The following is a 22,450-nucleotide window of genomic DNA, read 5'->3' on the forward strand; positions in this document are numbered from 1 at the left end:
ATGCATCCGGTCACGGCGGAGGTCACTCAGCGGATCGTGGAGCGCAGCGCCGACCGCCGCGCGGCCTATCTGCAGGAGGTCGAGGCCGCCCGCGCGGCGGGCCCTGGCCGCGGCAAGCTCTCCTGCGCCAACTTCGCCCACGCCTTCGCCGCGCTGCCCGGATCGGATAAGCAGCGGATGCGCGATCCGTCGGCGCCGAACGTGGCCATCGTCTCGGCCTACAACGACATGCTCTCGGCCCACCAGCCGCTCGAGCGCTTCCCGGCGATCATCAAGCTGGCCGCTCACGAAGCCGGCGCCACGGCGCAGTACGCGGGCGGGGTTCCGGCGATGTGCGATGGGGTGACCCAGGGCCGCCCGGGCATGGAGCTGTCGCTGTTCTCGCGCGACGTCATCGCCATGGCGACGGCGGTGGCGCTGACGCATGACGCGTTCGATGCGGCGCTGATGCTCGGCATCTGCGACAAGATCGTGCCGGGCCTGTTCATCGGCGCGGCCGCCTTCGGCCACCTGCCGGTGATCTTCGTCCCCGGCGGGCCGATGACCTCGGGCATCTCCAACGCCGAGAAGGCGCGCGTGCGGGCGCTCTACGCCGAGGGCAAGGTCACCCGCGAGGAGCTGCTGGACTCGGAGATGAAGTCCTACCACGGCCCCGGGACCTGCACCTTCTACGGGACGGCCAACTCCAACCAGATGATGATGGAGATGATCGGCCTGCACCTGCCCGGCTCGGCCTTCATCACGCCCAACACGCCGCTTCGCGACGCCCTGGTCGCGGCCGCGCCGAAACGGGCGGTGGAGATCCGCAACGGGAGCAACGACTACACGCCCTTCTCGGCGGTGGTGGACGCCAGGAGCCTGGTCAACGCCATCGCGGGCCTGTTGGCCACCGGCGGGTCGACCAACCACACCCTCCACCTGATCGCCATGGGCCGCGCGGCCGGGCTCGAGCTCACCTGGGAGGACTTCGACGACCTCTCCCGCGTGACCCCTCTGATCGCCCGCGTCTATCCCAACGGCAGCGAGGACGTGAACGCCTTCCAGGCGGCGGGCGGCATGGCCTTCGTGGTCCGTCAGCTGCTCGACGCCGGGCTCGCCCACGAGGACGTCGCGACGGTGGCCGGTCCCGGCCTGCGCCGCTACCAGACCGAGCCCTTCCTGGACCAGGGCCGGCTGGTCTGGCGCGAGGGGACCGCGGCCTCGCTGAACCGCGACATCCTGCGGCCGGTCGACGACCCCTTCCAGGCGCAGGGCGGGCTGCGCCTGCTCGACGGGCCGCTCGGGCGGGCGGTGATCAAGACCTCGGCGGTGAAGCCCGAGCACCTGGTCGTGGAGGCGCCGGCGATCGTCTTCGACGACCAGGAGGCCTTGCTCGCCGCCCACAGGCGCGGCGAGCTGAACCGCGATTTCGTGGCCGTCGTGCGCTTCCAGGGACCGAAGGCGAACGGCATGCCGGAGCTGCATTCGCTCACGCCCGCGCTCGGGGTGCAGATCGACAGGGGCTACAAGGTGGCGCTGGTCACCGACGGCCGCATGTCCGGCGCCTCGGGGAAGGTGCCGGCCGCCATCCATGTCACCCCGGAGGCCGCCGACGGCGGGGCGCTGGCCCATGTCCGCGACGGCGACGTCATCCGGCTGGATGCGCCGAACGGCGTGTTGGAGATCAAGGTCCCCCGGGAGGAGCTGATGCGCCGCGAGGCGGCCCGCCAATCCGAGCGCTCGGACCGCGGCTACGGCCGCGAACTGTTCGGCTGGATGCGGCGGACGGCGGGGCGCGCTGACGCCGGCGCCTGCACCCTGTTCGAGGCGGCCTGAGGTGAAGCCGCAATATATCGGCCTGGTCGGCGACGTCGGCGGCACCAACGCCCGCTTCGCCCTGGTGGACGCCACCGGCCACGTGCGCAATCCGCGCAGCTTTCCGGCGCGCGACTATGGCTCGCTCGCGGCGGTGATCAGCGAGTACCTGGAGACCACCGCCGGCCGCAAGCGCCCGCCGCGTGCGGTGATCGCCGTCGCCGGGCCGGTGATGGACGGCGAGATCACCTTCACCAACCTGGACTGGCAGGTGTCCGAAGGCGACCTGCTGGCCACCTTCGAGTTCGAAGCCGTGAAGCTGCTCAACGACTTCGCCGCCCAGGCGCTCGCCTGTCCGCTGCTCGATCCGGAGGACCTGAGCCCGATCGGCCCCAGACTGCGCGGCGGCGGCCCCGACTGCCCGATCGTCGTGCTGGGCGCCGGCACCGGCTTCGGCGTTGCGGGCCTGGCGCGAGGGCCGTTCGGCGACGTGGCGGTCGCCACCGAGGGCGGCCATGCGGGCTTTGCCCCGGCCGAGGAGGTGGAGCTGGAGATCTGGCGGCGGCTGCACGCCAAGTACGGCCGCGTCTCGATCGAGCGCCTGCTCTCCGGGGCCGGACTTTTCGATATCTACAAGGCGCTTTGCGAGATCGGGCGCGCGGAGGCTGCCTGCATCGACGAGAAGGCGGTGATGGATGCCGGCGTCGCGGGCGACGCCGCCGCCGGCGCCGCGCTCGACCGGTTCGCAGCGATCCTGGGCGCGGTGGCGGGCGACCTGGCGCTCACCTTCGGCGCCCGTGGCGGGGTGTTTGTCTCCGGGGGCATCGCCCCGCGCATGGCCGGGCGGCTGGCCGGCGGCGAGTTCCGGGCCCGCTTCGAGGCCAAGGGCCGGCTGAGCCCGTTCGTCCGCGAGATTCCCACCTCGCTGGTGCTGCACCCCTATCCGGCGATCGTCGGCGCGGCCCGCGAGTTGCAGCAGATGGAGCGGCTATGACGCTTGAGCAGATCCTGGGCCGCGTCCCGGTCATCCCGGTGCTGGTGATCGACGACGTTGACCACGCCGTGCCGCTCGGCCGGGCGCTGGTGGCCGGCGGCCTGCCGGTGCTTGAGGTGACCTTCCGCACGCCGGTCGCCGCCCGCTGCATCGAGGCGATGGTGGGAGATGTCGAAGGCGCGATCATAGGCGCGGGCACCGTGCTGGATGCCGCGATGCGGCAAGCCGCCGCCGACCTGGGCTGCGCCTTCGCCGTCTCGCCCGGCCTGATCGAGGGCGAGCGCGCAGACGGTCCAGTCCCGCTGCTGCCCGGCGTGGCGACCCCCACCGAGCTGATGGCCGGCCTCGCGGCGGGCTTTTCGCTGTTCAAGCTGTTCCCCGCCGACGTCGCAGGCGGCGTGAGCGCTCTCAAGGCCCTGCAGAGCCCCTTTCCGCAGGCCCGGTTCTGTCCCACGGGCGGGGTCAATGCGGCGAACGCGAAGGAGTATCTCGCGCTCCCCAATGTCATCTGCGTCGGCGGCAGCTGGGTTGCGCCGCCGGAAGTGGTCCGCGCAGGCGACTGGGAGAGGCTCACCCTGTTCGCCAAGGAGGCCGCGGCGCTGGGGAGGTCCTGAGCGCCACGGGCGCGGGGACAAGCCGGATCATGACGACTAAGCTTCACGAGATGGCCGACCCCCAGCGCGACCCCCCTCGCCACACCCCCGAACAGCTCCGCTGGCTGCTGACCGCCCGCGCGCGTCCCGGCCAGCCCGGCTCGGCCGCGGTGAGCGTGCTCGCGCGCAACGCCATGATCCCAGAGCTCGCCTTCGACATGATGGTCGACTGGCATCCCGGCGCCGAGGCCGCGGACGTCGAGGGCCGCGCGCTGGTGATCCTGTCGCTGCTGTTCAAGGAGCTCGCCGCCGAATGCGACCGCGCGGCGAGCGCCAGGTTCAGGCAGGGCTGAGCCCAGCGCGGAATGGGCGGCGATCCGATGGTGTTCTGGATAGCAAGCGCGGCGGGGCTGGGGATCGCCTACCTCTTCGGGGCCACGCCCACCGGCTATCTGGCCGGCAAGCTGCTCAAGGGAATCGACATCCGCGAGCACGGCTCCAAATCCGTCGGGGCGACGAACGTCCTGCGGACCTTGGGCAAGTGGCCGGCCTTGGCGGTGCTCCTGGCCGATGTGCTGAAGGGCGCGGCCGCGATCCTCTTCGCGGGCTGGTTCTATCCCTGGCTGGCCAGCTTGCCGGCCGTCACGCCGCCGCCCGGGCTCGATCCGGGGACCTGGACCCGTTGGGCGGTTTGCCTGGCCGGGCTTGCCGCCGTGCTGGGGCATAGCCGCTCGATCTGGCTGAAGTTCGCCGGCGGCAAGTCCGCCGCGACCGGGCTTGGCGTCCTGCTGGCGCTGGCCTGGCCGGTCGGGGCAGGCGCCGCGGCGGCCTTTGCGCTGGCCGTGGCGGCGTTTCGGATCGTCTCGCTCGGCTCGATGGTCGCGGCCTTGACCGCCATCGCGCTCGTCTTCGGCTTGCCGGAACCCGCGCCCTATCGGCTGCTGGTCATCGCAGGCGGCCTCTACGTGATCGCCCGTCATCGCGCCAACATCCAGCGGCTGCTGGCCGGAACAGAGCCGCGGCTTGGCAAGGCCGCGGCGCCCTAGGACCCGGGCGGCTCAGTCCGCTGTGGTCGGGTCGATGTGCGCCCGGACCGGCGAGATGGAGTTCGCCGGGAATCCACCCATCTCCGCGTGCTTGCGGATCAGCTCCTCGTTGGGCGCGCGATAGATGCAGTAGATCTTGTCGTCGGTGACGTAGCTGTTCACCCACTGGATCTCCGGCCCGAGTTCGCGAAGAACGCTGCAGGAGCCCTGCGAGGCCGCCTTCAGGTCCGCGGGGCCAAGCTTGCCGACGCCGGGCATGTTCCGTTCGATTACAAACTCGGGCATGAGCTCATCCGGCCTGGCCGGCTCCCTATCCGCGCAGACGCGCCTGACGACATCTAACAGCGTTACGTGGCGTACGGGGAGTCCTGCTCTAGCGACCGACGAAATTCCCCACCCGCCGCTCGGCCACGGAGCGGACGCCTTCCCTGTAGTCCTCGGTGCCTCGCAGCCAGCCCTGCTCGACGGCTTCCTTGTCGGTCTGGGCGCGGACCGCGGCGGCGAGGTCGGCGCGCATGGTCTTGCGGGTCGAGACGATGGCCAGGGGCGCATTCTCGGCGATCTCCTTGGCGAGCCTCAGGGCCGCGGCGCGCAGCTCCTCTAGCGGAACCACCTCGTCGACAAGGCCCCAGGGCAGCCCTTCCTCGGCCTTCACCCGCCGCCCGGTCAGGCACATCAGCTCGGCCTTGGTGGGGCCGACCAGCCGCGGCAGGGTGTGGGTGAGTCCGAAGCCCGGATGGAAGCCCAGCTTCACGAAATTGGCCGCAAACCGCGCGTCGGGCGAGGCGATGCGGAAGTCGGCCATCACGGCCAGGCCGAGGCCCGCGCCGACCGCCGCGCCCTGCACCGCCGCCACGATCGGCTTCTTGGCCGAGAACAAGCGGACCGCCTCATCATAGAGTGGATTGACCGCGCCCAGGCCGCCGGCGCTCTCACGGTTCACCAGGTCGGCCCCGGCGCAGAAGTTCTTGCCCTGCGCCTGCAGCACCGAGCAGCGCAACTCGACGTCCTCGTCGATGGCGTCGAAGGCGTCAGCCAGGTCGCGGATGAACTCCACCGAGACATGGTTGTGCGGCGGCCGGTCGATCGTGACGATGGCCACGTGGCCGTCCGCGGCGACGCGCACGTGATCCCCGAACTGCTCTCTCATTTCCTTGTCCCCAGAAGGTTGCGTGCCACCACCCATTTGTGGATCTCGGTCGCGCCGTCGTAGATGCGCATCGTGCGGAGCTTGGCCTGCATGAGCGACAGCGGCAGCTCCTTGGTCATGCCCATGGCGCCGAAGGCCTGCATGGCGCGGTCCACCGTCTCGTAGGCCATCTCTGTGGCGAACCACTTGATCATCGAGATCTCGTTGCGCACGTCGAGGCCGCGGTCGAGCTTCCAGGCGCAGTGGTACGTCATCAGCCGGGTGGCGTGGATCTTGGTCGCCGCCTCCGAGACCCAGAACTGAATCGCCTGGCGCTCGGAGAGCGGGACGCCAAAGGTCTTCCGCTGCGGCGCGTACTCGATGACCATGTCCAGCGCCCGCTGCGCCATGCCGACCGACCAGGCGGCCATCTGGATCCGCCGCGTGCCCAGCCGGGTCTGCATGGGCGCGAACCCCGCGCCCTCCTGGCCCAGCAGCTTCCAGCCTTCGACCCGGCAGTCCTCCAGCGCGATCTCGTAGGTGTAGGCGCCGCCGATCATCGGGATGCGGCGCAGCACGTTGAAGCCGGGCGTGCCCTTGTCCACCAGGAAGGCCGAGATGCCCCCCCGCGCGCGCTTCTCCGTGTCGGTCAGCGCCATCAGGATCGTGAAATCGGCGTGCTCGGCGCGGCTGATCCAGATCTTTCGTCCGTTGATTACCCAATCATTTCCGTCCCTTACGGCGCGGGTCTGCATGCCGGCCGGGTCGGAACCCGCGCCCGGTTCGGAGATGCCGATCGCCGAGACGGTCTTGCCGGCCACGTAGGGCGCGAGATAGGCCTCCCGCTGCCGGTCGTCGACGGTCTGCATCAGCATCCGCAGGTTCGGGCTGTCGGGCGGCAGCGTGTAGGGCGTGACCGTGCGGCCGATCTCCTCCTCCACGCCCACCATGGCCGTCATCGGCAGGTCCGAGCCGCCGACGTCCTCCGGCGCATCGAGGCCGAACAGGCCGAGCTCCTGCGCCTTGGCGTCGAGGCGCTTGTGGTCCGCCGGATCGATCCCGAGGCCCTTGCCTTCCGCCTCGCGGGCCAGGACGCCCGCCTCCAGCGGCGCCAGTTCGTCGCGGACGAACCGGGCCACCAGCTCTTTCAGCATGCGGTGCTCTTCGGCGAGCTCGAAATCCATGGGGCCCCTCCCGTCGCGCGGCTGATCTTGTAGTGTGATCTTAACGACCAGAACCGGCGAGGGGAGTGCTCACGTGGCGGAACCCAAGAGTTTGGCGAAGACGGCCACCGGCCCCCTCAAGGGGATCCGCATCCTCGACATGACCAGCGTCGTCAACGGCGCCTACGGCGTGCAGATCCTCGCCGACCAGGGCGCCGAGGTGATCAAGATCGAAGATCCGGTCGGCACCCGCGGCGGCGGCGGCGACATCATGCGCTGGAGCGGCCACATGCCCGAGGGCGCGCCGCGCGACATGGGCCCGATCTTCATGACGATCAACCGCAACAAGCGCTCGGTGGTCCTCGACCTGAAGAAGCCGGAGGCCAGGGCGGCGGTGCTGCGCCTGGCCAAGACCTGCGACGCGGTGGTCTCCTCGGTGCGCTACGAGGGCCTGAAGCGGCTGGGCGTCGCCTACGAGGACATCGTCAAGGTGAAGCCCGACATCGTCTACGTGCACGCCGCGGGCTACGGCTCGGATGGCCCCTCCGCCGGGGAGCCCGCCTACGACGACCTGATCCAGTCCGCGTCCGGCTGCGCCGACATCCTGCCGCGCACCGACGGTAACCCCACGCCGCGCATCGTGCCGACGCTGATGGCCGACAAGGTCTCCGGGCTGTTCCTGTCGCAGGCGATCACCGCGGCCCTGCTGCACCGCCAGCGAACCGGCGAGGGGCAGTTCGTGGAAGTGCCGATGCTGGAGTGCGTGACCAGCTTTCTGATGGTCGAGCACCTGTTCGACCACACCTTCGAGCCGCCCACCGGCCAGATGGGCTACACGCGGGTGGTCAATCCCAACCGCAAGCCGTTCAAGACCAAGGACGGCTACATCGGCCTGCTGCCCTACACCGACAAGCAGTGGGACCAGTTCTTCGAGATCGCCGGCTGGGGCGAGACGATCGCCAAGGACCCGCGGTTCTCCGACTACACCACCCGCAACCGCCACGCCCGCGAGCTCTACGCCATGGTCGAGACGGTGACCCAGGAGCGGACGACCCAGGAATGGCTCGAGCTTCTGAAGCCTCTGTCGATTCCGGTGGTGCGGACCAATCGCCTGGACGACCTGCAGGACGACGAGCACCTGAAGGCCGTGGGGCTGTTCGAGCTCTACGATCATCCCGACGTGGGGCCGTATCGGCAGATGCGCCCGCCTGTGAAGTTCGCCAAGACGCCGTCCGGCATCTATCGCCATCCGCCGCGGCTCGGCCAGCACACCGAGGAGGTGCTGGCGGAGATCAGCCAGGCCGAGGAGGCCTAGCGGAACCCCGTTCGCGCACTATCTTCCCGTCTTGGCCGTGCGCTGGAGGGGAGGATGCGCGTCGTGGTGGTGGGCACCTCGGGGTCCGGCAAGACGACCATGGCGAAGCGCCTTTCCCAGGCGCTGGGCGTGCGGCAGATCGAGCTCGACGCGATCAACTGGCAGGCGGGCTGGCGCGACCTCAACACCCACGATCGGGACGAGTTCGTGCGTCGGGTGGCGGAGGCCGCGGCCGGCGAGGCGTGGGTGTCGGACGGCAACTACGGCACGGTCCGCCACGTGCTCTGGCCGCGCGCGACGCACATGGTCTGGCTCGACTACGAGCGTCCGGTCGTCATGCGTCGCGTGCTGTGGCGATCCTTCTCCCGCGCCGTGACCGGCAACGAGCTCTGGCCCGGCACCGGCAATAGGGAGAGCTTCGCCCGCTGGATCGACAAGGAGCATCCCATCCGCTGGGCCTGGGACAGCTTCCACGACCGCCGGCGCCGCTACGGCGAGGCGATGGCGAAGCTCGAGGCGGGCGGCGTCCCCGTCTACCGCCTGCGCCGCCCCCGCGAGGCCGAGCCGCTGATCGGGCGGCTCGCCGCGGAAGCCGGCGGAGCGGCCGCGGCCTAGACGGGCGCGAACACCGGGGCGGGGGGACCGCCGCCTTCGGTCGGCTGGAACTTCACTTTGACCTTCATGCCGATCTTCAGGGTCTCGGGGGTGACGTCGACGAAGTTGGTGAGCACCGAGGGCCCCTCGTTCAGCGTCACGTAGCCGATGGCGTAAGGGGCGGCGCCCGGCGAGCGGCGCATGATCGAATAGGTGTAGACGACGCCTTCGCCGGGGCTTTCCTCCCACACCGTCTCGCCGGAGGCGCAGAACGGGCAGTAGGTCCTGGGATACCAGTGCGCCTTGCCGCAGGCGGTGCAGCGCTTGATCAGGAATCGGCCTTCGCGGGCGGCGTCCCAGAAGGGCTTGGTCTCGACGCTCACCGCCGGCGAGGGGATCGGGCGCGACAGCGTCTTCGGGCGTTCCTGGGTCTCCGACATCTTACGCCTCCCGTTCCATGATCACCGTGGCCGAGCCGTGCCGGGTGCCGAGCGAGCCGCCGGTCCCATGCGCGATCGCCAGATCGCAGTTCTTCACCTGGACCTTCGGGTGCGCCTCGCCGCGCAACTGGCGGACCGCCTCGATCACCTTGGTGATGCCGCCGCGGTTGGTCGGGTGATTGTTGCACAGGCCCCCGCCGTCGGTGTTGAACGGCAGCTTGCCGACCCCGGAGATCAGGTTTCCGTCGGCGACGAATTTGCCGCCCTGACCCTTCTCGCAGAAGCCCAGGTCCTCGATCTGCATCAGCACCGTGATGGTGAAGCTGTCGTAGATGGAGGCGTACTTGATGTCGGCGGGCTTCACGCCGGCCTCGTCGAACGCCCGCGGCCCCGACCAGACGGCGCCGGAGTAGGTGAGGTCGAGGTCCTGGCCGCCGAGCGGCGACTTGGGCGCCTCGCCCGCGCCCATGATCTTCACCTTCGGCCGTTTCAGCGACTTGGCGACCTCCGGCGAGGTGACGATCACCGCGCCGCCGCCGTCGGTGACCACGCAGCAGTCCATGAGGTGCAGCGGATCGGCGATCATCCGCGAGCTCACCACCTCCTCGACCGTGACGACGTCGCGCAGGAAGGCGTGCTCGTTCCACTGGGCGTGGTGGCTGGCCGCCACCTTGATCCAGGCGAGTTGCTCGGAGGTGGTGCCGTACTGGTGCATGTGGCGCATGGCGCACATGCCGTAGGTGTTGTGCGTCGAGCCGCCGTAGATGTTCTCGAAGCCGGCTTCCGGCGGCCCATCGGTCAGGCCGGGCGCGGCGCTCGGCGCCATGCGCGCGCCGGGCCGACCGCCGCCGTGGCGCGGGCGGCCGGCCAGGGTGATCAGCGCCGCCTGGCACTTGCCTTCCGCGATGGCCTGGGCGGCGTGGCCGACGTGGACGATGTAGGAGGAGCCGCCGGTCTCGGTGGAATCCATGTGGCGGACGTTCTTCAGGCCCATGTAGTCGATCATCGACATGCCGCCGAAGCCAGGCGCGTCTCCGGCGCAGAAGTAGCCGTCGATGTCGTCCTTCTCGAGGCCCGCGTCGGCCAGCGCGCCGAGCGCGCATTCCATGTGCAGCTGCGGGGTGGAGGTGTCGGGGGCGTCGCGGAGCGGATGCTCGAACGCCCCCATGATGTAGGCCTTGCCCTTGATGCTCATAATCCTCCCCGAATGAGGGTTCAGAAGAATGCGCAAGGCCTTAGCGCGCACGCGCGGGCCCGTCACCTGTGCGCTCGGCGGAAATCTACGCCGGCTGGTTCTGCTTCATCGCCGCTATGCGGGCGTCCCTGAGCGCTGTGCGGCGCACCTTGCCCGCGTCGTCGCGCACCGGCTCGTCGACGAACTCGTACGAGCGCGGCTGCTTGTAGGTGACCAGCCGCTCGGCGAGGTGCGCCTTGAGGCTCGCATCGTCCACCTCGCCCTTGGCGTTGACGATCGCGTGGATGCGGGCGCCCAGGTCCTCGTCCGGCAGGCCGATGACGGCGCAGGACTGCACCGCCGGGTGGGCTTCCAGGGCGGCCTCGATCTCCGCAGGATAGACGTTGGAGCCGCCGACCAGGATCATGTCGGTGCGGCGGTCCGCGAGATAGAGATAGCCGTCGGCGTCGAACCAGCCGAGATCGCCCAGGCTCTCCCAGCCGCCGGGCAGCGTCTTGGGCGTCGCGCCCACGTACTTGTAGCTGGGCGGCGTTCCCGGCGCGCGGCGCATGTAGATCTCCCCGGTCTGGCCGGCCGGCACTTCGTCTCCGGCCTCGTCGAAGATCTTCATCTCGCCGAAGGTCACCCTGCCGACGGACCCCGGGTGGTCCAGCCACTCGGCGCCGTTGATGATCGTCACCGCCTGGGCCTCGGTGCCGGCGTAGAGCTCCATGACGGTCTCGGGCCCGACCCAGTGGATCCAGGCCTCCTTCAGCCAGGCGGGGCAGGGCGCGGCCATGTGCCAGAGGGTCTCCAGGCTGGAGAGGTCGTACCCGGCTCGCACCTCCGGCGGCAGATGCCAGATGCGGTTCATCATCGTGGGCACGAGGTAGAGCCAGGTCGCCTTGCGGCGGGCCACCTCGGCCAGCGTCGCTTCCGGGTCGAACCGCGGCATCACCGCCACATGCGCGCCGAGCTGGGTGGCGCTCATCATCATCCCGAATGGGGCGTTGTGGTACATCGGCGCCGGCAGCACGACGATGCTGTCTGGCTTGATCCGGAAGCCGCCGGCCTCCGGCGTCTCCTTCGGCGAGACGCCCGGCTGACCGGCCAGGATCAGCTTCGGCCGGCCGGTCGAGCCGCCGGAGGTGGGCGCCTTGGAGATCGGCGGGACGGCGTCGGGCAGGTCGCTGTCGTCCTGGCTCATCGCCATCAGGCTTTCGGCGGTCAGCAGCGGCCGGTCGATCTGGTGCTTGAACTCGCCGATCACCACCGGCGTCCCCGCCAGATCCATGATCGCTTCGAGCTCGGCCTTGGGCAGACGGTAGGAGATCGGCTGCGGCGTCGCCCCGAGCTTCCAGATGCCGTAGCAGGCCTCGACGAAGCCGACGCTGTTCGGCAGGCCGAGCGTCACCAGGTCCCCCTGTTTCACGCCCAGCGCCGCGAGCGCCCGGGCGATGCGGTTGGTCCGCCGGTGCAGGTCCGCATAGGTGAGCGTCTGGTCGCCGCAGCTGACGGCCGGCGCATTCGCCTGGACGCGGGCGTGCTGCGCGAGCTTGGCGCCGAAGGAGATCAGGTCGTCGGACATCGGGTCGGTCTCTTGGGTTGGGGTTGGTCTGTCTTCATCCGGCCGGGAAGCGCAGCGGCGCCTTCGGCGGGGTCCAGATACGGGCGGAATCCAGCGGCGAGGCGATGACGAGATGGCCGCCGAAGTTGGCGCGGCGCATGCCTTCCACCTCGTAGAGCGCCTCGAAGGCCTGGGCGCGGCCGGCTCCGCGCCGGACCGCTTTCAGCACCTGCGGCGTCGTCATGGCTTCGGCGGTCTGCATCAGCCCCATGTCGCGGGCGCCGGCGAGGATCACGATGCGGTTGCCGTCCGGGCCCTGAAAGGCGGCGAAATAACCGAAGTCGCGCTGGCTCGCCTGGCCGTCGACAGGGCCGCCCTCCTGGCTCGCGTAGCGCCGGCCCGTCCGGCTGTCGATCAGCTCGTCGTAGGTTTCGCCCACCCGGAACCTGGAGCCAGCGAACACCGGATCCCGCAGCATCCGCAATCCCGAGAGATAGCCCACGTAGAGCACGTCGTTGCGCTTCAGCATCTCCGGCGTCAGGTTCGAGGCGGTGATGACGCGCACCTGGTCGCGGGCCGAGGCCTTCGGGGCCAGCACCGGCAGCACGTCGCGCAGCGCCGCCGCCGCGCCGACCGGCAGGTAGAAGAGGTCGAGGTCGCGATAGCGGCCGACCATCTCCGGGTGGTCCATCAGCCAGTCGTCGAGATCGGCGGGGGAGTTGATGCCGTACTCGCGGACCAGCCGCCCCGCGCCGGTCGCCTGGTCGAGGTCGCCGAAGATGTAGTAGTCGCCCACCACCACCAGCAGCGGCCGCTGGTCGCCCAGCACCTGCGCCCAGGGCGCCGCGCGGCGCACAGCCCCGTAGTCGCCGTCCCGGTGGGTGGCCCACCAACCCGCCCAGGCCAGGACGTTGGCGGCGAGCAGCGCGGCGGCCCACGGCCACAGTCGGGCCAGGCTCCGCCGGCCCGTGGCGACCGGGGCCGCCTCGGCCTCCTCCCGGGCCATCACCACGAGGCGGTACTCGCCGCGGGGCGCGGCGAGCCGCAGCTCGTCGTCGCGTCCCGGGCCGGCGTAGTAATCCTCCAGCTTCCGGCGCAGCCGATGAACCGCCACCCGCACCGAGGCGTCCTGCGCCCCGTCGAAGCCGGCGTCGCGGCCGAACACGGCCGCCGCCACCTCGAACTCCTTCGGCTTCAGGCCGCCCTCGGAGGCCGCGGCGAGATAGTCGAACAGCCGGTTGAGCACGTCCGAACGGCCGAGCGCCTGGCGGCGGCGGAGTTCCGCGGCCAGCGCCCCGATGCCACCCTGGTCGAGCCGAAGTTCCAAGCTGTAACGTCCGTGTAACGTCGCCTGACACCGTTCTTAACCGGACAGAGACCAGCTTGGCAAAGTATCCGCGCTCTCGACGTCCGAACTCGGGGATTCGATCTTGAAGCGCCTACTCACTTTCGCGGCCGCGGCCGCGCTGCTTGCGGCCTGCTCGCCGCAGAAGCCCGCCCAGCCGACTGCGGCCGGAATCCAGCTCTCGCCCATGGCGAAGCTCAACACAGACCTGCCGATGGACGAGTTCATGGGCCACGTGGTCGACCCGCAGTCGTTCATCTACTGGGGGGGCTCCGGCACCGTCGAGACCGCCAAGGGAATGCAGGATTTGTCGCCGACCACCGACGAGGGCTGGGAGAAGCTGGAGAGCGCCGCGGCCACCCTGATCGAGGCGGGAAACATGCTGCAGCTGCCGGGTCGCGCCCGGCATTTGCCCGATCATCCGGACAGCGACTGGTACAAGCACGCTCAGACGCTCAGCCAGCTCGCCGTGGTCGCCAAGGCGGCGGCTGAAAAGCACGACAAGGCCGGCGTCTACAAGTCCGGCGCTGACCTCTACGGCGAATGCACCTCCTGCCATGAGGAGTACGTCATCCAGCCGCAGATCAAGGCCAACGGCCCGGCCCAGGGCAAACCGCTGCCCGACTGGCCGGCCGACGTGAAGGCCCGGCAGCAGGCCTATGCCGCCAAACAGAAGTAGGCCCCCGATCGATGAGCTTGCGCGCCCGTCTGCAATCTCGGTCCCGGGGCGGCGGCTTACTTCGACCTCGCTCCGCCCCGCCTCACGCTGACGGCCGAGGTCTAGGCGGAGCGGCGCCCGCGCGGCCGGGCTAGTGCTTTGCGGGTCCCGGATCGGGCTGCGGCGCCGGCAGTTGCTTCCAGGCGGCGGCCGCCGCCGGCGGCAGCTTGTCCATGTGCTTGAGGAACAATGCGATCGTCCAGATCTGGCGATCGTCCAGCGCGCCGGCCCACGAGGGCATGCCGGTCAACCGGATGCCGTGCTTGACTTTCCAGAAGGTGTAGGCCTCGGGATCGTCCTCCACGCCTTCGGTCGCGAGCTGCGGCGGCGCGGGATACTCGCCTCGCGCGATCGCCGAGGCGGCCGCATCGCCCGCCGCGACGCCATGGCAGACGGCGCAGTGCTCGCCGTAGAGCTTCACCCCTTCCACGAAACTGGCTTCGGTCGCAGGCACGGGATTGGGCCCTTTGGGCGCATCGCGCCTCAGCGTCGCGCCGAGCGATGCGCGCGCGGCCCAGGTCTCCAGGCCGCCGGCCTTCGCGTCGGCGTTGGCCGGGACCATGCCGCTATGGAGCAGGGCGTAGCCCAGGACGAGCGCGACGACGATGGTCGCCACGATGCCGAGGATGAAGCCGCGCATCGTCTTGCTTCCTTTCGACGGCGCGGACGTGCGAGGTCCGCAGCATGCTCAAGCTTCAAGCCCCCGGCTCGCCAAGTTGTTCCCTGGGCTGCGACGCTGTCCCGGGCCGGCGACCCGCTCCCGCGGCGGCCACGCGGGGCCCGCGCCTCTTCGCGATCTCACCAAGACGCCGGATCGGGACCTCGGCCGCTGGCTCGACGACCTCGCACCGTTGTCCCGCTGACTTGCCGCTCAGCAGGACAGGAACAGCGGCAGCGGCGGCCGTGTCAGCATCGTGCGCGTGACGCCGAGTATCGCCTCAGCGATATGTGGCCGGCTGTAGGCGCCAAGCGGGCCGATCCACCAAGCCATATGGAAAGCGCCCCGGCGTCGCGGACGTCGGGCGCCATCGAGCCCGCCGCGCTCGGGAGAGATCAGGCGGCCTCTATCTCGACGGTCTTGGTCTGGGCGCCGGCCCGCTTGAGTCCATCCCGCATTTTGCAGACGAAATAGAGACCCACCCCCTGCGGCCGCCTTTCGCAAGGTCAAGGCGCTCGCGAAGCAGAAGGTATTTCTCGTCCGGTTGGCTCCCGGTCAACAACGTCAACCATGAACAAGGGCCGGAGCGGCCGCTGCGGGGGCGTTCGTCTCGGCGCGCGCGACCACCTCGAGGGTCTTGGCCAGGCTCTGCGGATTGACGCTGATGGACTCGATGGCGAGCCCGACGAGAAAGGCCGCGACCTCCGGGTAGTTGGCCGGCGCTTCGCCGCAGATGCCGACATGCCGTCCGTTCCGCCGCGCGCCCTCGACCGCCATTTGCAACATGCGCAGCACGCCCGGATCGCGCTCGTCGAAGTCGAAGGCCACCACCTCGGAATCGCGATCGACTCCCAAGGTGAGTTGGGTGAGGTCGTTGGAGCCGATGGAGAAGCCGTCGAAGAGGCGCGCGAACCTGTCGATCTCGATCACGTTGTTCGGGATCTCGCACATCACATAGATCTCGAGGCCGTCCTCGCCCCTCTTCAGGCCGTTCGCGGCCATGGCGGCCAGCACGCGCTCGGCCTCCTCAACGCGGCGGCAGAAGGGCACCATCACCTTGAGATTCTTGAGGCCCAGTTCGGTGCGCACACGCCGCAGCGCCTCGCATTCCAAGGCGAAGCCGTCTGCGTAGAGGGGATGGGCGTAGCGGGCGGCGCCGCGGAAGCCGATCATCGGGTTCTCCTCGCGCGGCTCGAATTCGGCTCCGCCCAACAGGCGGGCATATTCGTTTGTCTTGAAGTCCGAGAGCCGCACGATGACCGGTCGCGGATAAAATGCGGCAGCGATCACGCCCACGCCTTCGGAGAGACGGTCGACGAAGTAATCGCGTGGCGAGGCGCATCCGGAGGTGAGCCGCGCCAGCCGCTTTCGCTCCAACGAGGAGCGCAGGCGTTCGGGATGCGCCGCGGCCATGGGATGGATTCCGATCTGCTCGCCGATGATGAACTCGAGGCGCGCCAGACCCACGCCCGCCGAGGGCAGCATCGCGGTTCGGAAGGCCAGGTCGGGTTGCGCGAGATTGAGCATGACGGCCGTGCGCGGCCGCGGCAGCTCCGCGACGTCCAGGCGATCCACCGCGAAGGGCAACGCCCCGTCGTAGACATGGCCGGTCTCGCCTTCGGCGCAGGAGACGGTGACCGGCTGGCCGGGGCTCAAGCGTGAAGTGGCCTCTCCTGTCCCCACGACGGCCGCGAGCCCCAGTTCCCGCGCCACGATGGCGGCATGGCAGGTGCGGCCGCCGCGGTCGGTGACGACAGCCGCGGCGCGCTTCAGCACGGGCTCCCAGTCGGGACTGGTGGATTGCGCGACCAGCACTTCGCCCGGCTGGAAGGCTTCGAGGTCCTTCGGGCCGCGAATGATCCGCGCCGCGCCGGAAGCGATGCGTTCGCCCACCGCCTTGCCAGACACGAGCACGCGCCCCTTGCCCTCCAGCCGGAAGCTCTCGATCTGCGCGGAGCGCCGAGACGCGACGGTTTCCGGCCGCGCCTGGACCACATAGAGACGGCCATCGAGCGCGTCCTTGGCCCATTCGATATCCATGGGCGTGGGTTGGCCTGCGCGGCGCGAATAGTGATCCTCGATCACGAGCGCGACCTCGGCGAGGCTGAGCACCTCCGGATCGGAGAGGCAGAAACGGCCCCGCTCGGATTGCGATATCCGACGGCTCGCGACCGCGCGCTGGGCTTGCGACCACACGAGCTTGCTCTGCTTCGCCCCGAGGCTGTGCTTCAGGACACGACGGAAGCCCGCCCGGAACGTGGGCTTGTGGACGTAGAATTCGTCGGGGTCCACCTGGCCTTGGACGAGGCTTTCACCCAGGCCGTAGGTTCCGGTGACGAACACGACGTCCCGGAACCCGCTCTCGGTGTCGAGGGTGAAGGTCACCCCGCTCGCCGCAGCGTCGGAGCGCACCATCTGCATGACGGCCACGGAAAGAGCGACCTTGAAGTGGTCGAAGCCGTTGTTGGCGCGGTAGACGATCGCGCGGTCGGTGAACAGCGAGGCGAAGCAGCGACGGCACGCCTCGACGAGGCCCGCCTCGTCGCGGACGTGCAGGAAGCTCTCGTGCTGGCCCGCGAAGCTGGCGTTCGGCAGGTCCTCGGCGGTGGCGGAGGATCGCACGGCGACGGAGACGGCCCCACCCGCCATTTCCCGCAGCTGTCGATAGGCCGCGATGATCTCGGCCGCCAGGCCTGCGCCGCCGGTGGCCTGGTAGACGATATCGCGCGCCTGGGCCGCGCGCTCGGCGAGCGTGTGGACGTCGTTGACGTCGAGGTCCTCGAGCAGTCGATGCAGCGCCGGCCAGGCCTTTGCGGACGTGAGGGCCTCGCGGTAGGCCTGGGCCGTGATGGCGAAGCCGGGCGGGACCGTAACCGGTCCCCTCGCCAGCAGAGCGTGCAGTTCGCCCAGCGACGCCGTCTTGCCGCCCACGAGCCCGACGTCGCCCAACCCGATCGTCTCGAACCAGAGAATGTCTTCGGACATCGCGGGCCTCCGACCGGAAGCCTCGCCAAGCTCGGCGCCGGCCGCCTTGAGCCAAGTCAAGCATCCGACGTTGATCCGGATCAGGTGACCCTGTCATCAGGCGCGATCGAGCGCCCCCAGCAGCGTGGCGATCCGGCCTTCCGCCCACAGCGGGAGAAGCAGCCGCGTGTAGGGGCGCTCCACGTCGTGGCGATAGAAGGTCGGCGCGCCGCACTCGACCGTGGCCGCGCACTGCGAGGCCAGGAACTCGAACGGCCTGGGGAGCCGCGCCTCGTCGAGGAAGGTTCCGCAAAGGCCATCGGCCGCAAGGGAAGATCCGACAAGGGCGAAGCGGAAGCGCTCCGGGCGCTCGAAAGCGTCCAGCATGAAGAGGCGGGCCTTGAGATCGGGGATGTCCGTCAGCTTCAGGTCATCGGCGAAGGGAATGGCGGCGGCGCCGCGCAGCAGGCTCCGCCAGTAGTCGAGGATCCGCGCTTCGTCGGGCGCCAGCTGCCGGGGAAGGGGGTAAGGGTGGGTGTGCCGGGCGCGCGGCTTCGCGGTGCGTTTGAGCGTGGTCATGAAGCAAAGTCTGCGCGAGGCCGGCGCGGCCGCCTTGATCGGCGTCAATCGACCAGCCGAACCGCGGGATTGACCTCGCTCAAGGCGCGACGCGTGCATTGCGCGACAAGGCGCTATGTCCCTCGTCGCCACGCTCACGATGAACCCCGCCATCGACCTCTTCACCGCGGTCGACCGCGTCGAGGCCGGCCCGAAGCTGCGCTGCCACGGCGCGGGCCGGGATCCCGGCGGCGGCGGGATCAATGTGGCGCGCGTAGTCCACCGACTGGGCGGCTCGGCGACCGCCGTTTTTCCGGCCGGCGGGTTCACAGGAGACCAGTTGCGGGCCCTGGTGCGGGCGGAAGGCGTCGCCTGTCGGACGATCCCGATCGCGGGCGAAACGCGCGAGGACGTCACCGTCTTCGACGAGCGCGCGGAGAGCCAGTTCCGGTTCGTCCTGCCAGGACCGCATCTGCATGGCGCGGAATGGCTGGCGTGCCTCCATGCCCTGGCGAACCTGACGGAACGGCCGAGCCTCGTCTGTGCAAGCGGGAGCCTTCCTCCTGGCGCGCCGGACGATCTTTATGCGCGGGTTGCGGAGATTGCGGCAGGGTTCGGGGCGCGCTTCGTGCTGGACGCCTCCGGCCCGGCGCTCAACGCCGCGCTCGACGCTCACCTCCACTTGATCAAGCCGAACCTGGCCGAGCTCGCCGAACTCGCCGGGCGACCCCTGGACAGCGAGGCGGCCCAGGTCGCCGCTTGCCGGGACCTGATGAGGGGCCGCCGACTCGAATTCATCGCCCTCACCCTGGGCAAAGCCGGGGCTCTCCTGGTGACGCGAACATCAGTCAAGCGCATCCGCCCGCCGCCGCTTCGCGCCGTCAGCGCCGTGGGCGCCGGCGACAGCTTCCTCGGCGGGATGGTCTGGGCGCTCGCCGCCGGACAGCCGATCGAAGAAGCGTTCCGCTACGGCGCTGCGGCCGGCGCCGCGGCGGTCCTGGCGCCCGGAACCGAGCTCTGCAGCGCCGCCGACGTGCGGCGGTTCGCGCCGGATCTGCGCGTCGAATCCCCGGCCGAGCCGGAGTCGCCCGAGGTAACCCTGCCGAGCCTCCCGCGAGCGTCAATTGCCGACCAGGCGCCGACATGAGCGAGAGGGAATCATCGGGTCGTGCAGATGCACGGCTGCGTTGCTGGCGCTTACGCTTCCCAGCGCATCGGCCATGGCGCCGTGATCGCACCTGTCGATCAGGACGTCCGGATCTCGGGCGTGGAGGCGGCCTGCACATCCGAGCCTGAGTCGCGGTGAGATCATCCCATCGCATCACGATAAGTTTTTTGAACTCGCTCCAATGGCGGACGGTTAGCGAAACGCCGGCCCAGAGCTCTACCTGTCGCGGGCGAACCGGGTCCCGGGGCTAGCTGCACCGGGACCGCAATTATGCCAGATGGTGAACTTGGGGACATGAGCGCAGCCCCGACTATCATGGTGGCCCGCACCGGCGCGGGCACGGCCAGTCGCACCGCCACCAACTTTCGCCAATCCCCGCGCTTTGCGCCGGAGCGGCGCCGTCGCCGCCGGTCTGATCAGGACCGCGGCGTTGGCCGCAAGCGCCCGCATCCGCCGGTCGCGCGCAGCAAGCTAGATGCTTCTGTTGACACGCGACATCCATGGATCACGATATTGTTGCCTCTCGGGGGAGGCGGACTGCGCGCTCGTCACGACGGGAGGAGAGATGGCGCATCCTAGTCCTGCCCCCTATTGCGGCGCGCCGCCCGCATCCGACCATCTTTGGTCCAGGTGGAACCTTGATCCGATCCTGATCGGCATTCTCGCCGCGGCCGCCGTCGCCTTCGCGTGGCGCGCGCGGCGGGCTCGGATCGCGAACTGGCGCCGCGCCTCCTTCTTCGCGGGCTGGGCCGCAACCGCGCTCGCGCTGATCTCGCCGCTCTGCCCGCTGTCCGTCGCGCTCTTCAGCGCGCGGGTCGGCCAGCACATGTTCCTGGCGTCGATCTGCGCGCCGCTCGTGGCGCTCGGACGGCCCTGGACGCTTGTCACGGTGGGCTCACCTGGCCGGGGCGGACTGTGGGCGGCCGCCGCCTTCGCCGTGGCGCTGTGGTTCTGGCACGCGCCCGGGCCCTACGACGAAACGTTCCACAGCACGTTCGCATACTGGGCGATGCATCTCACGCTATTCGGGTCGGCGGTCTGGCTGTGGGCCTGCCTGCTCGAGGAGGACGGCCGCGCCTTCCTGGTGGCCGTCGCCGCCACCGCCTTCACTGCCGTACAGATGGGCGTGCTGGGCGCCCTCATCACCTACTCGGCGAGGCCGCTCTACGCGTGGCATCTGACCACCACCTGGTCCTGGGGCCTGAGCCCGCTCGCCGACCAGCAGCTCGGCGGCGTGCTGATGTGGGCGCCGAGCGGCATCTTCTTCGTCTGCGGCTTCGCGAGCGCCTTCCTGGCGATGATGCGGCGCGCCGGTGGCGAAGCGATCGCGGCGGCCGCCTGATGCGCGCCCCGGAACATCTGCGGCGCACGTCCGTCGCATGGCTCGCCGCAACGAGCCTGGTGTCGCTGGCCGCCTGCTCGCCGACCAAGCCTACGGTGGCGTCTACGCCGCCGCGCGTCGCGCCGTTGGCGGGGGCGACGGGCGCGGGGGCGGACCTCGCGCCCAACGATCCGCCGGGCGAATGGCGCCGCCAGGCGCGCGACTTCGCCAACACGCGGTTCAGTCCGCTCAACCAGGTCAACACCGCCAACGTGGCGCGGTTGAAAATCGCTTGGTCGTTTGCCGACGGGATCCCGTACGGCCACGAGTCGGCGCCGCTGGTGGTCGGCGACACCATGTACGTGGTCACGCCTTATCCGAACATCGCCTACGCGCTGGACCTGACCAAGCCCGGGGCGCCGATCAAGTGGACGTATCAGCCGCACCCGCCGCCGATCGCAATCGGCAAGGCTTGCTGCGACGCGGTGAATCGCGGCCCGGTCTTCGCGGACGGCAAGCTGATCTACACCCTGCTCGACGCCGAGGTCGTCGCCGTGGACGTCAAGACCGGCAAGCCGGCTTGGCGCGTCAAGCTCGGCGAGCCCGCAAACGGCGTCACCATGACCATGTCGCCGCTGGTGGCCGGGGGCGTCGTTCTGGTCGGCAACTCGGGCGGGGAGATGGGTGTGCGCGGCCAGCTGACCGCACTGGACCTCGCCAGTGGCAAGGAGCTGTGGCGCGCCTATTCGACCGGTCCGGACGCCGACGTCCGGATCGGGCCAGGGTTCAAGCCTCCCTACGCCTGGCTGACCGGCAAGGACCTGGGCGTTCGGAGTTGGCCGGCCGGGGCCTGGAAGCATGGCGGCGGCACGGTGTGGGGCTGGATATCCTACGATCCCCAGCTCGATCTGATTTATCAGGGCACCAGCAATCCCGGGCCGCGGGTGCCGGCGCAGCGCCCCGGCGACAACCTCTGGACCAGCGCCATCTTCGCGCGCGATCCCAAGACTGGCGACGCCAAGTGGGCATTCCAGTTCACGCCGCATGACCAGTGGGATTACGACGGCGTCAACGAGAACATTCTGATCAACGGCCCGGTCGGCGGCGCGATGCGCAAGCTGCTGGTCCACCTCGACCGCAATGGTTTCGGCTACACCCTCGACCGGACCACGGGGAAGATCGTCGTCGCCCGTCCCTACAGCACCATGAACTGGGCGAGGGGGATCGATCCCGCGACCGGTCGGCCCATCGTGGTCGCCGACAAGGAAGCCAAGGTGGAAGAGCAGGTGAAGGACATCTGCCCCACGCACATCGGCTCGAAGGACTGGAATCCGGCGGCCTTCTCGCCGCGCACGGGCCTAGTCTACGCCACGGTCTTCAACATTTGCATGGACCTCACCGACCACAAGGTCGGATACATTCCCGGCACCCCCTACGACGGGATGGACCTCACGACCCATCCGGGCGCGCAGAAGTCGAACTGGGGCGCCTTCATCGCCTGGAATCCCCTGACCGGCCAGCGCGTGTGGGAGATCCCCGAAACCTTCATGACCATGAGCGGCGTGCTCGCGACGGCCGGCGACGTCGTCTTTTACGGCACGACCGACGGCTGGTTCCGCGCCGTGGATGCGCGCAACGGGCGCGTGCTCTGGAGCCAGAAGCTCTCCTCCGGGGTCATGTCGCAGCCCATGACCTATCTCGGCCCCGACAGACGCCAATACGTCGCCGTTTTCGCCGGCGTCGGTGGCGTCGCCAGCCAGGTCATGGGCCAGAAGAACGGCTTCCCGCCACGAGGAGGCACGCTCTACGTCTTCTCGATCGACGGGCTGTCGCCGAGCAGCGGCGCGGGCCTGATCACGACGGAGGGGGCGGGCGCTCCCGCCGGCCACTACGACACGCCGGATTGACG

21 protein-coding genes are annotated in these 22,450 nt (G+C 69.8%); 11 read left to right on the top strand and 10 right to left on the bottom strand.

The window, feature by feature from the left end; all coding sequences use genetic code 11:
• The 5 genes from edd to plsY are packed head-to-tail and all read left to right on the top strand — an operon-like array spanning nt 1 to nt 4,427.
• Nucleotides 1–1,815: a phosphogluconate dehydratase gene (edd, locus tag Q0W60_RS09015; protein ID WP_297694716.1), complete on the top strand. Its 1,815-nt coding sequence runs from the start codon at nt 1–3 to the stop codon at nt 1,813–1,815.
• 1 nt (nt 1,816) lies between these two features.
• Entirely contained in the window at nt 1,817–2,788 is a 972-nt protein-coding gene (gene glk / locus Q0W60_RS09020) for a glucokinase (protein WP_297694718.1), read from the top strand.
• The gene (gene eda / locus Q0W60_RS09025) at nt 2,785–3,402 is read left to right on the top strand and encodes a bifunctional 4-hydroxy-2-oxoglutarate aldolase/2-dehydro-3-deoxy-phosphogluconate aldolase (protein ID WP_297694720.1); all 618 of its coding nucleotides are present in this window, start codon (nt 2,785–2,787) and stop codon (nt 3,400–3,402) included. Before glk ends, eda begins: the two co-directional genes overlap by 4 nt.
• Before the next feature lie 29 nt (nt 3,403–3,431).
• The gene (locus Q0W60_RS09030; RefSeq protein WP_297694722.1) at nt 3,432–3,734 is read left to right on the top strand and encodes a hypothetical protein; all 303 of its coding nucleotides are present in this window, start codon (nt 3,432–3,434) and stop codon (nt 3,732–3,734) included.
• Between the two features lie 12 nt (nt 3,735–3,746).
• Nucleotides 3,747–4,427 (top strand): glycerol-3-phosphate 1-O-acyltransferase PlsY, encoded by a 681-nt coding sequence (gene plsY, locus Q0W60_RS09035; protein ID WP_297694724.1) that lies wholly within the window; start codon nt 3,747–3,749, stop codon nt 4,425–4,427.
• 12 nt (nt 4,428–4,439) lie between these two features.
• On the opposite strand, the gene Q0W60_RS09040 is transcribed toward plsY, so the two are convergent.
• The 3 genes from Q0W60_RS09040 to Q0W60_RS09050 all read right to left on the bottom strand — a co-directional run bounded on the left by Q0W60_RS09040 (nt 4,440) and on the right by Q0W60_RS09050 (nt 6,740).
• Nucleotides 4,440–4,712, bottom strand: coding sequence for a DUF4242 domain-containing protein (locus Q0W60_RS09040; RefSeq protein ID WP_297694726.1), 273 nt, complete (start codon nt 4,710–4,712; stop codon nt 4,440–4,442).
• An 88-nt stretch (nt 4,713–4,800) separates the two neighbouring features.
• Entirely contained in the window at nt 4,801–5,577 is a 777-nt protein-coding gene (locus Q0W60_RS09045; protein ID WP_297694728.1) for an enoyl-CoA hydratase/isomerase family protein, read from the bottom strand.
• A complete protein-coding gene (locus Q0W60_RS09050) occupies nt 5,574–6,740 on the bottom strand; it encodes an acyl-CoA dehydrogenase family protein (protein ID WP_297694730.1) in 1,167 nt (388 codons plus the stop codon). Before Q0W60_RS09050 ends, Q0W60_RS09045 begins: the two co-directional genes overlap by 4 nt.
• A gap of 91 nt (nt 6,741–6,831) precedes the next feature.
• On the opposite strand from Q0W60_RS09050, the gene Q0W60_RS09055 reads away from it, so the two are divergent.
• Both Q0W60_RS09055 and Q0W60_RS09060 read left to right on the top strand, forming a co-directional pair.
• Entirely contained in the window at nt 6,832–8,034 is a 1,203-nt protein-coding gene (locus Q0W60_RS09055; protein ID WP_297694732.1) for a CoA transferase, read from the top strand.
• A 54-nt stretch (nt 8,035–8,088) separates the two neighbouring features.
• Nucleotides 8,089–8,649 carry a hypothetical protein gene (locus Q0W60_RS09060; RefSeq protein ID WP_297694734.1) on the top strand — a complete coding sequence of 187 codons (561 nt, stop codon included), beginning with the start codon at nt 8,089–8,091 and terminating at the stop codon, nt 8,647–8,649.
• Here the strand turns inward: Q0W60_RS09060 and Q0W60_RS09065 are convergent.
• The 4 genes from Q0W60_RS09065 to Q0W60_RS09080 form a co-directional block, all read right to left on the bottom strand.
• Entirely contained in the window at nt 8,646–9,068 is a 423-nt protein-coding gene (locus tag Q0W60_RS09065) for a Zn-ribbon domain-containing OB-fold protein (protein WP_297694736.1), read from the bottom strand. The two genes, Q0W60_RS09060 and Q0W60_RS09065, sit on opposite strands and share 4 nt — an antisense overlap.
• A gap of 1 nt (nt 9,069) precedes the next feature.
• Nucleotides 9,070–10,263, bottom strand: coding sequence for a thiolase domain-containing protein (locus Q0W60_RS09070; protein ID WP_297694738.1), 1,194 nt, complete (start codon nt 10,261–10,263; stop codon nt 9,070–9,072).
• Nucleotides 10,264–10,348: 85 nt separating this feature from the next.
• On the bottom strand, nt 10,349–11,830 hold the full coding sequence (locus Q0W60_RS09075) for an AMP-binding protein (protein WP_297694740.1): 1,482 nt from the start codon (nt 11,828–11,830) through the stop codon (nt 10,349–10,351).
• A 34-nt stretch (nt 11,831–11,864) separates the two neighbouring features.
• Nucleotides 11,865–13,136: a hypothetical protein gene (locus Q0W60_RS09080; protein WP_297694742.1), complete on the bottom strand. Its 1,272-nt coding sequence runs from the start codon at nt 13,134–13,136 to the stop codon at nt 11,865–11,867.
• Between the two features lie 103 nt (nt 13,137–13,239).
• Here Q0W60_RS09080 and Q0W60_RS09085 point away from each other — a divergent pair, with 103 nt between their 5' ends.
• Nucleotides 13,240–13,833: a hypothetical protein gene (locus Q0W60_RS09085; RefSeq protein ID WP_297694744.1), complete on the top strand. Its 594-nt coding sequence runs from the start codon at nt 13,240–13,242 to the stop codon at nt 13,831–13,833.
• 130 nt (nt 13,834–13,963) lie between these two features.
• On the opposite strand, the gene Q0W60_RS09090 is transcribed toward Q0W60_RS09085, so the two are convergent.
• The 3 genes from Q0W60_RS09090 to Q0W60_RS09100 all read right to left on the bottom strand — a co-directional run bounded on the left by Q0W60_RS09090 (nt 13,964) and on the right by Q0W60_RS09100 (nt 18,073).
• On the bottom strand, nt 13,964–14,512 hold the full coding sequence (locus Q0W60_RS09090; protein WP_297694746.1) for a c-type cytochrome: 549 nt from the start codon (nt 14,510–14,512) through the stop codon (nt 13,964–13,966).
• A 582-nt stretch (nt 14,513–15,094) separates the two neighbouring features.
• Entirely contained in the window at nt 15,095–17,515 is a 2,421-nt protein-coding gene (gene ppsA / locus Q0W60_RS09095; protein WP_297694748.1) for a phosphoenolpyruvate synthase, read from the bottom strand.
• A 96-nt stretch (nt 17,516–17,611) separates the two neighbouring features.
• The gene (locus tag Q0W60_RS09100; protein ID WP_297694749.1) at nt 17,612–18,073 is read right to left on the bottom strand and encodes a hypothetical protein; all 462 of its coding nucleotides are present in this window, start codon (nt 18,071–18,073) and stop codon (nt 17,612–17,614) included.
• 115 nt (nt 18,074–18,188) lie between these two features.
• Between Q0W60_RS09100 and Q0W60_RS09105 the strand changes: the two genes are divergently transcribed.
• The 3 genes from Q0W60_RS09105 (at nt 18,189) to Q0W60_RS09115 (ending at nt 22,448) form a co-directional block, all read left to right on the top strand.
• A complete protein-coding gene (locus tag Q0W60_RS09105; RefSeq protein WP_297694751.1) occupies nt 18,189–19,199 on the top strand; it encodes a 1-phosphofructokinase family hexose kinase in 1,011 nt (336 codons plus the stop codon).
• Nucleotides 19,200–19,785: 586 nt separating this feature from the next.
• Nucleotides 19,786–20,562, top strand: a complete 777-nt coding sequence (locus tag Q0W60_RS09110; RefSeq protein ID WP_297694753.1) for a cytochrome c oxidase assembly protein — start codon at nt 19,786–19,788, stop codon at nt 20,560–20,562.
• Nucleotides 20,562–22,448, top strand: coding sequence for a PQQ-dependent dehydrogenase, methanol/ethanol family (locus tag Q0W60_RS09115; RefSeq protein ID WP_297694754.1), 1,887 nt, complete (start codon nt 20,562–20,564; stop codon nt 22,446–22,448). Before Q0W60_RS09110 ends, Q0W60_RS09115 begins: the two co-directional genes overlap by 1 nt.
• Nucleotides 22,449–22,450 lie beyond the last annotated feature (2 nt).

Source organism: Phenylobacterium sp. (assembly GCF_025934275.1).
In the GTDB taxonomy this organism is placed as follows: domain Bacteria; phylum Pseudomonadota; class Alphaproteobacteria; order Caulobacterales; family Caulobacteraceae; genus Phenylobacterium.

Excerpts from the sequence above, each read along its gene's own strand:
- Q0W60_RS09040 (WP_297694726.1), bottom strand. The coding sequence starts at position 4,712 with ATGCCCGAGTTTGTAATCGAACGGAACATGCCCGGCGTCGGCAAGCTT.
- Q0W60_RS09065 (WP_297694736.1), bottom strand. The coding sequence starts at position 9,068 with ATGTCGGAGACCCAGGAACGCCCGAAGACGCTGTCGCGCCCGATCCCC.
- Q0W60_RS09115 (WP_297694754.1), top strand. The coding sequence starts at position 20,562 with ATGCGCGCCCCGGAACATCTGCGGCGCACGTCCGTCGCATGGCTCGCC.
- Q0W60_RS09030 (WP_297694722.1), top strand. The coding sequence starts at position 3,432 with ATGACGACTAAGCTTCACGAGATGGCCGACCCCCAGCGCGACCCCCCT.
- Q0W60_RS09050 (WP_297694730.1), bottom strand. The coding sequence starts at position 6,740 with ATGGATTTCGAGCTCGCCGAAGAGCACCGCATGCTGAAAGAGCTGGTG.
- edd (WP_297694716.1), top strand. The coding sequence starts at position 1 with ATGCATCCGGTCACGGCGGAGGTCACTCAGCGGATCGTGGAGCGCAGC.
- Q0W60_RS09045 (WP_297694728.1), bottom strand. The coding sequence starts at position 5,577 with ATGAGAGAGCAGTTCGGGGATCACGTGCGCGTCGCCGCGGACGGCCAC.
- Q0W60_RS09110 (WP_297694753.1), top strand. The coding sequence starts at position 19,786 with ATGGCGCATCCTAGTCCTGCCCCCTATTGCGGCGCGCCGCCCGCATCC.
- Q0W60_RS09060 (WP_297694734.1), top strand. The coding sequence starts at position 8,089 with ATGCGCGTCGTGGTGGTGGGCACCTCGGGGTCCGGCAAGACGACCATG.
- plsY (WP_297694724.1), top strand. The coding sequence starts at position 3,747 with ATGGGCGGCGATCCGATGGTGTTCTGGATAGCAAGCGCGGCGGGGCTG.
- Q0W60_RS09105 (WP_297694751.1), top strand. The coding sequence starts at position 18,189 with ATGTCCCTCGTCGCCACGCTCACGATGAACCCCGCCATCGACCTCTTC.
- ppsA (WP_297694748.1), bottom strand. The coding sequence starts at position 17,515 with ATGTCCGAAGACATTCTCTGGTTCGAGACGATCGGGTTGGGCGACGTC.
- Q0W60_RS09090 (WP_297694746.1), bottom strand. The coding sequence starts at position 14,512 with ATGCGCGGCTTCATCCTCGGCATCGTGGCGACCATCGTCGTCGCGCTC.
- Q0W60_RS09070 (WP_297694738.1), bottom strand. The coding sequence starts at position 10,263 with ATGAGCATCAAGGGCAAGGCCTACATCATGGGGGCGTTCGAGCATCCG.
- Q0W60_RS09075 (WP_297694740.1), bottom strand. The coding sequence starts at position 11,830 with ATGTCCGACGACCTGATCTCCTTCGGCGCCAAGCTCGCGCAGCACGCC.
- Q0W60_RS09100 (WP_297694749.1), bottom strand. The coding sequence starts at position 18,073 with ATGACCACGCTCAAACGCACCGCGAAGCCGCGCGCCCGGCACACCCAC.
- eda (WP_297694720.1), top strand. The coding sequence starts at position 2,785 with ATGACGCTTGAGCAGATCCTGGGCCGCGTCCCGGTCATCCCGGTGCTG.